Annotated in this window: 9 protein-coding genes; 1 reads left to right on the forward strand and 8 read right to left on the reverse strand. The window is 53.9% G+C overall.

Annotated elements, in window-relative coordinates; genetic code table 11:
• The first annotated feature begins 186 nt into the window (after positions 1 to 186).
• On the forward strand, positions 187 to 723 hold the full coding sequence (locus NLX71_RS20975) for a TetR/AcrR family transcriptional regulator (protein ID WP_309248974.1): 537 nt from the start codon (positions 187 to 189) through the stop codon (positions 721 to 723).
• Between the two features lie 275 nt (positions 724 to 998).
• On the opposite strand, the gene NLX71_RS20980 is transcribed toward NLX71_RS20975, so the two are convergent.
• From NLX71_RS20980 to NLX71_RS21015, 8 genes are all read right to left on the reverse strand, one after another.
• Entirely contained in the window at positions 999 to 1,253 is a 255-nt protein-coding gene (locus NLX71_RS20980; RefSeq protein WP_254365719.1) for a hypothetical protein, read from the reverse strand.
• Between the two features lie 793 nt (positions 1,254 to 2,046).
• Positions 2,047 to 3,480, reverse strand: coding sequence for a 4-hydroxyphenylacetate 3-hydroxylase family protein (locus NLX71_RS20985; protein ID WP_254365720.1), 1,434 nt, complete (start codon positions 3,478 to 3,480; stop codon positions 2,047 to 2,049).
• A gap of 15 nt (positions 3,481 to 3,495) precedes the next feature.
• On the reverse strand, positions 3,496 to 5,118 hold the full coding sequence (locus tag NLX71_RS20990; protein ID WP_254365721.1) for a class I adenylate-forming enzyme family protein: 1,623 nt from the start codon (positions 5,116 to 5,118) through the stop codon (positions 3,496 to 3,498).
• Positions 5,119 to 5,165: 47 nt separating this feature from the next.
• The gene (locus NLX71_RS20995) at positions 5,166 to 6,608 is read right to left on the reverse strand and encodes a bifunctional 2-methylcitrate dehydratase/aconitate hydratase (protein WP_254365722.1); all 1,443 of its coding nucleotides are present in this window, start codon (positions 6,606 to 6,608) and stop codon (positions 5,166 to 5,168) included.
• A gap of 27 nt (positions 6,609 to 6,635) precedes the next feature.
• A complete protein-coding gene (prpC, locus tag NLX71_RS21000) occupies positions 6,636 to 7,760 on the reverse strand; it encodes a bifunctional 2-methylcitrate synthase/citrate synthase (protein ID WP_254365723.1) in 1,125 nt (374 codons plus the stop codon).
• The gene (gene prpB, locus NLX71_RS21005; RefSeq protein ID WP_254365724.1) at positions 7,757 to 8,653 is read right to left on the reverse strand and encodes a methylisocitrate lyase; all 897 of its coding nucleotides are present in this window, start codon (positions 8,651 to 8,653) and stop codon (positions 7,757 to 7,759) included. The genes prpC and prpB overlap by 4 nt, the downstream gene beginning before the upstream one ends.
• A gap of 201 nt (positions 8,654 to 8,854) precedes the next feature.
• Positions 8,855 to 12,061: a winged helix-turn-helix domain-containing protein gene (locus NLX71_RS21010; protein ID WP_254365725.1), complete on the reverse strand. Its 3,207-nt coding sequence runs from the start codon at positions 12,059 to 12,061 to the stop codon at positions 8,855 to 8,857.
• Between the two features lie 35 nt (positions 12,062 to 12,096).
• Entirely contained in the window at positions 12,097 to 12,942 is an 846-nt protein-coding gene (locus tag NLX71_RS21015) for a 3-hydroxyacyl-CoA dehydrogenase family protein (RefSeq protein WP_254365726.1), read from the reverse strand.
• Between the last annotated feature and the right edge of the window lies 1 nt (position 12,943).

Raw genomic sequence — 12,943 nt, forward strand, 5'->3', positions numbered from 1 at the left:
GTGCGTCGTAATCAGTTACGTATATGATCTCATGAATCCCGTCGTTTTTCTAGGTGTGGAGGATTTGACGCTTACTTCTTTCACGCGTAATCCCCCTCAACCGGTATTTCAGTGAATATATTCACCGAATAAGTTCATTATATCTATTGGCAGTTGAATAGTAAGTGATTATTTTCACGTAGTCTTATATATGAAAGTGCCTTGAGATTAATGAAAACGAAGTCTTTAGAGGATATAAAGATAGGGGAGATATGTAAAGAAGCAGGGGTTTCTGTCGGTTCTTTCTATAATCACTTTGAAACAAAGAGTGATATTCTTGTTGAAATGTATAAACGGGCTGATAGTTATTTCGATGAGAGGTATAAAGACGGAAGCAATGCATCTAGTGATGCCCGGGATGAAATTGTTCATTATTTTGAAGTATATGCTCAATATAATCAGAACCTTGAGCTTGAGACCATAAAGCAATTATATACGGCTAATAATAAACTTTTTATTACTAAAGGACGGTACATGCAGAAAACACTTCAATCCATTATCGAAAAGAGACAATTAGCTGGAGAATTAGACAATGAACTTTCGTATGAATATATCACAGAGTTTTTGTTTATTGCGGCGCGAGGAGTCATATATAATTGGTGTCTTCATGAGGGGAATTTTGATTTACCGAAAATGATGAAGCAGTATATTGAACGATTGATAATAACCTTTAGGAAGTGTTGAGTGTACCTGTTCCAGTCGGACTACTTCACAAAACCCGTATTTTGTACATATGTCTGTATAATGACAAAAAATATCGACCGCCTTCTTCTATCCCATTATTTTACTATCTTACCTTTAAATTCACCGTTATAAATCATCGAACTTCCACAAGAGGAGAACAACCGAACCCGTCGCTGGAGGAAACATCGTATGCTACTGGTCACCGATCGCTACGCTCACTTCCGTCACGAACGCTTGCTCATTGGATATCACCCATCCGACTGTATAATAAGTTTCTATAAAAAGTCCCTGAATCGGGTACCCTCCTGCGGTTGCCCAATCGTATCATAAAGAGGAAAAGCACAACGATAAACGGAAACATCATTTCCGATTGTTCTGTGTGTGGCTTCTGGTCCGAGACGTGCCGCCAGTACAACAATAGACATGAAAAGCAATAAGACCGCGCTGTGATGAAAGGCGGATACGATCTCTTGTACATTATCTTCCAAAGCGGAATAAAGCTTTTTTGAAGCGAGCTCCAAAGCATCCATCCTCCTCCCGTTGTTAGTAAAAATATTTTCCACTATTCCCTTTTTCTAAACCTCTATTTCACAACCGGAGAAGGAGCGGATTGCTCAGAAAACGCGTTAGTGAATGCAGAAAAAGTAAACCATCTGCTGGTAACTACGGGCGCTTTTCCCGCAGGCTGAAAGTTAATTAAAATATTCAAAAGCCCGGAGTTATAATACTCCGGGCTTCTCTCTTATGGCGAAGGTATCAGTCGTTCTTGAACTTGTCAGAAGGCGTCGAAAGACGCCTAAGCGTTAATTCTTGATGATTTACCTCGCTGCATACGTGCCGTCAGCATACAGCCGGCGCTACCCTTCGAACTACTTAGCATGCAGCCCGCTATTCCAGATACGTTTGCCCCTGCTTCACTTAGAACTTGGTTTTCCAATTTGGATCGTACTCTACTACTTTGACTTTCATTTCTTTCCATCCCGCTTGTTTAACGATTCGACTTCATTGCGATCATTTATGGACATTACACCGTCGTATATAAACGGTGTGCATAAGTCAATGATTTTTTTTACAATCAATTCCCAAATTCGGAGATAGCGATCCGCCCGATAATGATAGCTTCGATTTCCGGTATGAACGGGTTTCTGAATCCATGCTTGAAGTTTCCCGGTCAAGACGCCAGATGGAAAAGTAAACATGCAAATGATCTCTCGCAGTACCGAGTTTAATCGCTTCCATCGACGGATCCCATTCAAATCTCGGAGACATTCAATTCCGATACGCAATCCTTTTTTAGCCATCTTCATCAAAGCCTTCCCGATATTAATCCGGATGGATGATTTTCTCCGCGAGACCCATCTTTTCCTTCCAATGGATCGAGCGCTGAACGACAACCTTTTGCGCCTGCGGAGACCCTGCCCCGTGCATGCATTCGATGATCGGCGTCGCTCCCGTCATGTTCTCGATCAGCCTCCCCATCTTGAACCGGTCGAGCGGATCGGCATGTTCCCCGGTGCTGTAATACTTGCGGATGTAGCCGGACACCTCCGGGTTGTCCCATTCGTTCTCCGACGGCAAGGTCGCGACGAAGCCGCCTGCTAGATCCTGCGCAAGCCGCGTAACCTCTGGATAATAACGGGCCGTATTGGCTTTCGATACGTTGGCCAGCAGCGGATCCACGAAAGCGACCCCGCACGCCATCGTGGAGCAATTATAGGAGCAGGCTAGCGCGCCGCTGTACATCGTTTCGACCATATGCGCCATTTCCGCAAGCTTATCTCGGACATGGCTCGCTTTGCTGATACCGTGCATCTCGGCTACCGAAGCTGAGGCGCCGATCAGCACGTCCAAATTGCCTGATTTGCAAGCGCCGTAATTTTGCCGGTGGTACGAGGCGAACCGGTCGACGAGCGGCCCCGTAAACTCCGTTTCGCCGCACATAAACACCCGTTCCCAAGGGACGAAGACGTCGTTGAAAATAATGAGCGCTTCTCCGCCCACGACGCCGTATTTGGCGTTGCCCTGATCGATAGTCCCCTCCCATTTGCGGGAATCGTTCACTTGGCGGCCAAAAATATAGACAAGCCCTTCCTCATCGCCCGGAACCGCAAAAGACAACGCGTAATCCGCTTCCGCCGGCGACATCGCCATCCCCGGCATGCATAATATTTGATGGGAATTGACTGCTCCCGTCTGATGCATCTTCGCTCCCCGTACGACTATGCCGTCCTCTCTTCGCTCGACGACCCGCAAATAAAGATCGGGATCGTGCTGCTCCGACGGACGTTTGGAGCGGTCCCCTTTCGGATCGGTCATCGCGCCGTCCGTCATATAATCGCGATCCTGGGTTTCGATCAGAAATTTTTTGAAGCGTTCGTGATAGGTCGTTCCCAATTTACGATCCATTTCCCAGGTAATCGTATAAAGTGTAATCAATCCGTCCATGCCCACGCAACGTTGAAAACAAGTGCCGGTCATTTGTCCCGCTACCCGCAGCATCATCGCCTTCTTGACGAGGTCGTCCTGATTTTGCGGAATGTGGGTCCAACGGTTGATTTTCCTGCCGGTCAAATGGGAGGTTGCGACAGCCAGATGCTCGTGTTGCGGATCATGGGCCAGTTGATACGTGACGGCAGCGGAATGGATATGTGGACGCATGGCCGGATGATCGACAACGTTGTCCACCCGCTCCCCCATAAAATAGACTACCTTTTTCTGCCGCCGCAAGCTTTCGATGTACGCTTCGACATTCATCATTCCGAATCGCTCCCTTCACTCATCATTGGTTGCCGTGCCGCCGCAGCCGGTTCCACCCGAGTTGCCGCCGCGAAGCATTTGCTTCAGTGTTTTCCCGCCGGGGTTGCGCGGAATCGCGCTTACAAACTCGATAAATTTAGGCACTTTGTATTCTGCCAAATAGGTCCTGACAAACGCTCTGATAGCCTCTCCATCCGGCGTATGTCCGCTTTTGGGAACGACATACGCTTTTACCTGCTCACCAAAAATATCGTCCTGCACCCCGACAACCGCCGCTTCGGCAAGATCGGGATGGCCGGCCAAAACCGTTTCGATCTCGACGCTGTATATTTTCTCGCCGCCCCGGTTAATGATGTCTTTCTTGCGGTCCATAATATATACATAGCCGTCGTTGTCCATCATCGCCATGTCGCCGGATTTCCAGAAGCCGTCCGCAAAAGCGTTGCGGTTCGCTTCATCATTGCTCCAATACTCTGAGATGACCATTGCCCCCGAAATCCACAGTTCCCCTACCTCATCGGTCCTGCACGGTTCACCGTTTTCCTTCATGATCCGAATGTCCGCTCCGGGAACGGGCTTACCCACCGAACGAATTTTATCGTTCCTCCAGCCGAACGGCATAATCGTCGCCGGGGACGACGTTTCCGTAGCGCCGTATGCATTGGCAAGTGTCAGACTGGGAAAAAGTGCACAAAGCTTCGCAATCGTTGCGGGCGACATCGGCTCCCCGCCGTATAAAGCCACGCGAAGGGAATCGATGCGCTCCGATTCCTGCCGCAGCAGGAGCAAATTGTAGATCGACGGGACGTTGAACATGAACGTCACCCGGTGCCGGATCGCCGTGCGGATGAAGTCGTCGGTCCTATATTCGCGCAGCAAAACGGAGGTGCCGCCGGTCATCAGCATATGGATGAATTGTCCGATCAACCCGGTTACATGGAACAACGGGATGGCAATCAACGTCGTATCTTCCGATGTTGTTCCGCATACGCGGATATAATTCATCGCACTGTGAATCACATTCCTGTGCACAGCGAGTGCGCCTTTGGGGGTGCCGGTCGTACCTGACGTATACATCAAATAACAGGGATGGTTTTCGTCGACCGATCCGGTCACGGTGAGCGGCATGTCACTGCTGACTGCCGATTCGAAGGCTGCCTCTCCCACTTGGCCGGCCCCATCTCCGCCCGAGACGATAAACAGCATTTGTGGAAACAACGCCTTCAGCTGCTCCAACTTCTCTTTGTAAGCGGCATCATAAAACAGTGCGGTGCAGCCCGAATGACCGATATTGTACGAAAGCTCATGATGCGTCAGCTTCGTGTTCAACAATACGGCAATCACGCCCGTCTTCGCCGATGCCAGCAAAAGCTCGCAGAAGGGTACGGCATTCGGGAACAGCAGGCCGATTCGGTCGCACTTGCGCAGACGGAACGTATGAACGAGATGCTCGGACAATCGATCGACCCGCTGCAACAGCTCCCGGTAAGTTAGCCTTTGGTCGTTTGCGATAATCGCGACCCGATCGGGATAATGGCTGGCGGTTCGGGCAAGCGCTTCGTATAAATTCCGCGGGCGGTTCCGATACACCGCCAATGCCCGTCCGCCGGTATGGATCTGTTCAAAGCGGTCGTCCATCTCTAGCGACCTCCGATTATTGATATTGTGCGGCGATTTTTGCAGCATCAAATGACAAACAAATCGACAAATTCGTGCACCGGGACGGCTTCCAGCCGTTCTTGGCGCAAGCATAGCTCATGGATCGCCGCCGTTTGCTTCCGGGGAAAACGTGTCGCCAGATTGCGGGCGAATTTTTGCTCCAGCAGCGGGATCCCTTCCGCCCGTCTTCTGCGATGGCCAATCGGGTACTCCACCTCCACCTTCTCCGTCGAGCTCCCGTCCTCGAAAAATACCTGAACAGCGTTGGCGATGGAACGTTTACCGACATCGTGGTACTCCTGCGAGTACCGCTTGTCTTCCACGACGGTCATTTTGTCCCGCAGCCGGTCGATTCGCGGATCCACAGCCGCCGTATCCTCGTAATGGTCGGCCGTCAGCTCCCCGAACAGCAGCCCGATCGCCGTCATGTACTGGATGCAATGGTCGCGATCAGCGGGGTTGTGAAGCGGTCCTTTTTTGTCGATGATGCGAATGGCGGACTCATGCGTCGTAATGACGACGGACTTGATTTCATCGATCCGATGCTGCACCTGTGGATGCAGTTGCAGGGCGCACTCGACCGCGGTTTGGGCGTGGAATTCCGCCGGGAACGATATTTTGAACAGCACATGTTCCATCACATAGGAGCCGTAAGGCCGCTGGAACTTAAATGCATTGCCTTTGAAAAGCACGTCGTAAAAGCCCCACGTCGGCGCCGTCAATGCCGAGCCGTAGCCCATTTCTCCCTTCAGCGCCATCATGGCGAGCCGCACGCCGCGGCTTGTCGCATCGCCAGCCGCCCACGATTTGCGCGATCCCGTATTCGGCGCATGCCGGTAGGTTCGCAAGGCGTGCCCGTCCACCCAGGCGTTCGAAACCGCATTTGCGATTTCCTCCCGCGTCGCCCCCAGCATGCCGGCAACGACGGCCGTGGTCGCCACTTTCACGAGGATGACATGATCGAGACCGACTCGGTTGAAGCTGTTCTCCAGAGCGAGCACGCCTTGGATTTCGTGGGCTTTGACCATGCTTTCCAGTACCGTGCGCATCGTAAGCGGCTCGCGTCCCTCGGCAGCCCGATTGCGGCTGATGTAATCGGCAACGGCCAAAATGCCGCCGAGGTTGTCGGAAGGATGTCCCCATTCCGCAGCCAGCCACGTATCGTTGTAATCGAGCCAGCGAATCATGCAGCCGAAATTGAATGCGGCCGCTACCGGATCCAGCTGGAACTGCGTGCCGGGCACCCGGGAGCCGTTCGGCACGACCGTGCCCGGCACGACGGGACCGAGATGCTTCGTGCATTCCGGATACCGCAGCGCGAGCAGTCCGCAGCCGAGCGTATCCATCAGGCATAAACGCGCCGTCTGCAGCGCTTCCTCGCTTTCAACCCGGTAATCGAATACGTAATTTGCAATTTCCGCGATCACCCGATCCGTTTCGGGACGATCATTGCTTATATAGGACGACATGCCTTTTCCTCCATCCGAATAGTTGAATTAAGTCCTCTGCCCGATCGGAACCCAAGCCATCGGCTCCGGCCCCGTATAGTCCGCTCCCGGGCGAATCAGTTTATTGTTGGCACGCTGTTCGATGATGTGCGCCGACCAGCCGCTCGTGCGGGAAATGACGAAAATCGGCGTGAACATCATCGTCGGTACGCCCATCAAATGGAAAGCCGAGGCGCTGTAAAAATCAAGGTTCGGGAACAAGCCCTTCTCTTGCCGCATCAACTGTTCGATTCGTTCCGAGACACGGTACAAAGTCAGATCGCCCTTGTCTTCGCTGAGCTTGCGCGACCAGCCCTTGATGACGTCCGAACGCGGATCGGATACGGAATATACCCGGTGGCCGAAGCCCATGATCAGTTTTTTCTCGGCCAGCATGGATGCAACTCCCGCTTCGGCCTCCTCCGGCGAACGGAACTGCGCAATGAGATCCATCGCGGCTTCGTTCGCTCCTCCGTGCAGCGGTCCCCGCAGCGTGCCGATGCCCGATGTGATCGCCGAATAAAAGTCGGACAACGTGGAGGCCGTAATTCTGGCCGCAAACGTGGAGGCGTTGAACTCATGCTCTGCGTACAATATAAGCGACACGTCCATGCAGCGCTCATGCAGCTCGCTTGGCTTTGCGCCATGGAGCAAGTGGAGAAAATGGCCGGCGACGCTGTCATCGTCCGTTTCCGTCTCGATGCGCCTGCCGCTGCTATGATAATGATGCCAGTACAGCAGCATCGATCCGAAGCTGGCGATCAGCCGGTCAGCAATATCGTACTGCGCATGTTGCTGCGATTCCGGCTCCAAAGCCCCCAGCATGGAGCAGCCCGAACGCAGCACATCCATCATGTTCGCATTGGCCGGCAGCAGTTCAAGCGCGTTTCGGAGCGCGGGAGGCAGTCCGCGGAGCCCGGCGAGCTTACGCTTGTAACCGCTTAATTCATCGCGATTCGGCAATTTCCCGTACAGCAGCAAAAAAGCAGTTTCTTCGAACGTGGCGTACTCCGCCAGATCGTAGATGGAATAGCCGCGGTAATTCAGCCCTTTTCCTTCTTTGCCGACCGTGGCAATGGCCGTTTTTCCAGCCACGACGCCTGCAAGCCCTCCCGTTTTTTTGATCGCCGTCATTGACCTTCCTCCTTCTCCCTCGCAAATAGCGCATCCAATTTGCGCTCGTATTCGTGATAATTCAGAAAGTCGTAAAGCTCCGTGCGGGTCTGCATCATGGAAACGGCGTTCTGCTGCGTCCCTTCTGTGCGAATCGTGTTGTAAACTTGCAGCGCCGCCGCATTCATCGCCCGGAATGCCGATAGCGGATACAGAACGAGTCGTACGCCGGCTTGCCCCAGCTCCTCCGTTGTGAAGAGCGGCGTCTGCCCGAACTCGGTAATGTTCGCCAGAACCGGCACCTTGACCGCATCGGCGAATTTCCTGTACTGCCCGAGATCTCGAACGGCTTCCGGAAAAATCATGTCGGCCCCGGCTTCGACGCAAGCGCATGCCCGCTCGATCGCGGCATTGAGCCCTTCCGCGGCCAACGCGTCCGTACGGGCCATAATGACGAAATCGTGGTCTGCTTTGGCGTCAACTGCCGCTTTGATCCGGTCGACCATCTCGGCAAGCGGGACGATCTCTTTATTCGGTCGATGCCCGCAGCGCTTGTTCGTCACCTGATCCTCCAGATGGACGCCCGCTGCGCCGGCTCTAATCATTTCGCTGATCGTGCGGCCAATGTTGAACGCGCTTCCGAATCCGGTATCGGCATCGACCAGCAGCGGAAGTCCCGTGACCGACGTGATTCTTCTGACGTCCTCCAATACATCGTTCAAGGTCGTCATGCCCAGATCCGGCAATCCGTACGAAGCGTTAGCGACGCCTCCTCCGGACAAGTAAAGCGCTTTGAACCCAACTCTCTCCGCCATCATGGCCGCGTAGGCGTTGACCGCGCCGACCACCTGCAGCGGATTTTCCGCCAGTATCGCATCCCGAAGACGCGAACCGGGCGAGTATGATTTGCTCATTCCAGCACCTCCTGTACCGTTTCCCCCATCCTATCAGGAGGCGGTTGCATTTCGGTTGCACGGCCGTATTCCAACCAAATTGCGCAGCTTCAGCTTCGAGGTCTCCTCCAAATCCTGTGCGAATGCAGCACAAAAAAAGACTTGGCGGAAGTCCGCGAAGTCCTTGATATACCCCGATATTGACAATTCCCCCTCCGATTGCTATTGCGTGTCATCGAGTTCAGTGATCATCCTGTAAATGTCATCTGTGTCGCTCGACGGCTTTAATCCGAGTCCGGAATCGAGGGCATGTACGCATTTCCGATACCAAACAAGCGCCTGGCTGCGATGGTTTCCGGCCAAATGGCAGCGCATGAGCATTCGGTACGCTTCCTCCCAGCATACGTCCTTCTCCAGCATTTGCTCGCACCAGCCGATCGCGGCCTCGTATTCCCTGTTCTGCCAGTGCCATTCGGCCAGCCGCTGCGCCCCGCGCAAAAACAGCGCCTTCAGCCGTTCCCTCTCTCCCGTACACCAATCGTCGCCGATCCGTTCCGGCAGGAAGTCGCCCCTATAAACCCGCAAGCCTTGCAGCAGCTTCCGCTTGGCTTCGGGCGTCTCCTTCTCCTCTAGGCCTTCTTTGACCAGCCGCTCGTATTCAAGCACATCCAACACCAGACCGGGGGAAACGTTCAACCCGAACGAATTCCCGTTACGAAGCAAATAGAACGGCATCGATCTTCCCTTGCGTCCCGGCTCGAGAAGCGAATTCAACAAGCATAAGGCCACTTTGAAGTCCCGCTGAAACACGTTTTCGCTTGCCGATTTCCACAGCGTTTCGCCGATATATTCCCGGGTGATCAAACGATTCCTATGTACGATGAGGAGCTGGAACAGCTCCTTCACCTTGCCCCGCACCCAATCCCGCTCCTCCACTTCCTTGTCTCCCAGCCAAACATTGAAGCTCCCCAAGGTTTGAATCGTGAGCGTGTAGCCGGGATGATCGTCGGCATGCTCCATGCCAAGCTTCCTCATCCATTCCTTGACGAATGACATTTCGATGTTCCGATGCAGTGCCGCAAGCAGCAGGGGATGGAGTTGCCGCACATCGCTTGGGCCGAACATCGTTCGCCGCTCCAGCAGAAAATCATAGTTGCCGTTCTTCATGCGCTCAAGGAAGTCAGCCAGAAAGCCTCCCAGCCGTTCTTCATCGCCCATCCGATAGGCGAGCAGTGTGAGCCACATCAAGGCTACTGTCGAGCCGTAACGATCCCCGCATCCTTCAAAATCCGCGGCGCTCCGTAGCAAATAACCGTTCGCTTCCGCATAACGCCCGCAGCTAACCGATGCCGCTCCCATCGACAACAACAGGAGAGTCGATACCCACTTGTCATTCACCTTCTCCGTTTCGGCCAGCCCCGCTTCGCCGCATTCGATCGCCTGCTCCCATAATTGACTGCGGCCGTACAGCAAGCACAGCCCCATCATGGGCTCCGCCCTCCCCCGGGGCAGCCGGATCGCGTCCATAATGGCGAGGGCGGACATGTAGCAGAGATGGACGGCGTTAAAATCATGCCGGGGCAGCAATTGCTCCGCATGCCCCTTTCGCATCCAACCTAGCGCTTCCTCGAAGACGGCTTCGGATGCTACGCCCTGCGCAATGCCCATTTCCGCATACGTGCTCGCTTGGTCCTGCCGACCGGTGAATGCTTCGACCAGCGAAAGGTAATGATCCGTAAACCGGTGGGCTTCGGACTCCAGTCCTCCTTTTTTCGCCAAGCCGCTTTTTCGCCGGAGCAACAGGTCCCGCGCCTGCTGCAGCTGCCCCGTTCGAAGATGAAACCTGACTTTCAGGCTGTCGTCCGCATGCCATGCGTGCAATTGCTCGTACCAGTCGGCCGCCTCCGCAACGCGCGCCGAATTGAGCGACGTTTCGGCCATCAGATAATATAGCTGGTAATGGCTGGAACTGGCAATGCCGCTGCAATGCTTGTGAAGCGTTAGTGCCTGACCAAGAAGCGCCTCCGCCTTCCCCGGCTGCAGCGTGTCATGGTAAATACCCGCTTGTCCTTCCAAAGCCCGCATCCAATCGAGTGGATCGTCCGCCGCCTTGGCCAGCGAGCCTCCCTTGTCATAACACGCTGCGGCTTTCTCGTACGAACAGCGGTAGCGGTAAAGATCGCCTTCGTATATCCAAAGCCGGTAATTGCGATTTTTGAACGAATCGGGAATTCGGTCGAGCGCCTGCTGCAAAGCGTCAAGCTGTCCCTCTTCGATCAGTTGCTCCCCGTGCGCCCGGACAACCTCCGCCAAGCCCCCATAATCCTCGATTACGGACAGATGGTGCATCGCGCTTGGGTAATCTCCCGTTCGCAGATAATATTGAGCCGCCCGCATATGCAACCCTTGAAACAGCGCGACCGATTGCCGCAACTCACTCAGCAGAAAATCCCGGAACAGCGTATGGTACCGGTAACGGTCCGTTCCGAACGGGCAAATGAAAAGGCGCTCGCTGCAAATATGCCCGATCAGGTGCTGCGCGTCTTCCATCTCCAGTACGGCCGCGCAAAGCGGCGGGGAAAAATCGGTAAAAATGCTCGTTTGGATCATAAAATGTCGAACCGCTTCCGGCTGCTTATCCAAAACCTCCATCGTCAAATACGGAAAAAAAGCATCCCAGCCATGCTTCGGCAACATGACGGAATGCCCGCTGGCGACGTCCATCTCATGCCGCATCCATTGAATAATCATAATCCAGCCTTCCGTCATTTGACGGACGGCACTCACCTGCTGCGAATGAAGCGGTCGATCGTAAATATCGGCAAACAAAACGTCGATCTCTTCTTCCGAGAACGCAAGGTCGTTCTCGCCAACTTCGATCAATTCGCCCATCGCCTTTAATTTGGCGAGAAGCTTCCAGGCCGGGCGGCACCTCCCCGACACGATAAGATGAAGCTGGTCGGGACGGTGCTCCAGCAAGTATTGGAGCCATTCATTGATCCGTTCGGCGTGCCGGGCGTGATGATAATCGTCCAACACCATCATCATGTGCTCCGGCTGCCGCACGATCTCGCGAATGAACAGCCTGCATAAGCGCTGCACATCCTGCTCGCCGGCATGCAGCGCACGCAGTATGGCTTCGCCGAAACCGGGAAACCGGTTGCGTATGGACACAAGAAGATGCACCAAAAAAGACGACAAGTCATCATCCCCGGCTTCCAAACGGTACCAGAACGAAGGCGTCTTTTCGCTTTGCACGAAGGAGGCGAGTGCCGTGCTTTTGCCGTATCCCGCTCCTGCGTGCATAATCATCAACGGAAGATGAACGATCGGCTTCATTTTCCTGTTCAAGCTTGATCGCCTTAACGTCTGCGGTTTGAGGCCGGGTGGCATGATGTTGGTGTATACGATCATCGAATCACTGTCCAATCGTCATCCCCCCATAGCTCCGCGATCCCGGCATTTCAGTCGTACTTGTAGAAGCCTTGGCCGGATTTCTTGCCGAGACGCCCCGCTTCGACCATGCGCCTCAGCAAGGGACATGGACGGTATTTGGAGTCGTTAAACCCTTCATACAAGCTTTCAAGCGTAAACAAAATCACATCGATACCGACATAATCGGATAGGCGGAGCGGACCCAGCGGATGATTGGCACCGAGTGTCATTCCTTTGTCGATATCGTGCGGATCGTTGCCTTCCATGACCAGAAAAGCCGCTTCGTTCAACATCGGCACCAGCACACGATTGACCGTGAATCCCGGAAAGTCCTTTGCCGTAATCGTCTTTTTGCCCAGCCTCTCGCCAAATTCGAGTAACTGTCTCATCGTTTCGTCGGATGTCTCGAGCGCACGGACAATTTCGAGCAATTCCATCATCGGAACCGGGCTGAAAAAATGGGTCCCGACCACTTTGTCAGGTCTTCGCGTTGCCGAGCCGATCGCAGCGATGGAAAGAGAAGACGTGTTGCTGGCGAGAATCGCCTCCGTCTGCACCGCCTCATCCAGCTCGCGGAACATCGCTTGCTTGAGCCCCAATTTCTCGGGGATGGCCTCGATCACGAGGTCGGCGTCTTTGCCGTCTTCCAGCTTCGTCGAAAACTGAATGTCTTCCAATAAGTACCGAGTTTCTTCCGCTAAATAAACGCCCCTCTTGACAAGCGAAGCGATGCTCTTGTGCATATGCTGCTTCGCCCTTTCCAGATCCTCGACCGTACGATCGACGATCGTCACGCGAAAGCCAGCTTTGGCCGTAACCAGGGCGATTCCCGCTCCCATTAGACCGGCGCCTACTACCATGATGCGGTTGATCATA

This window comes from Paenibacillus sp. MZ04-78.2, from assembly GCF_024213375.1.
Taxonomy (GTDB): Bacteria; Bacillota; Bacilli; order Paenibacillales; family NBRC-103111; genus Paenibacillus_G.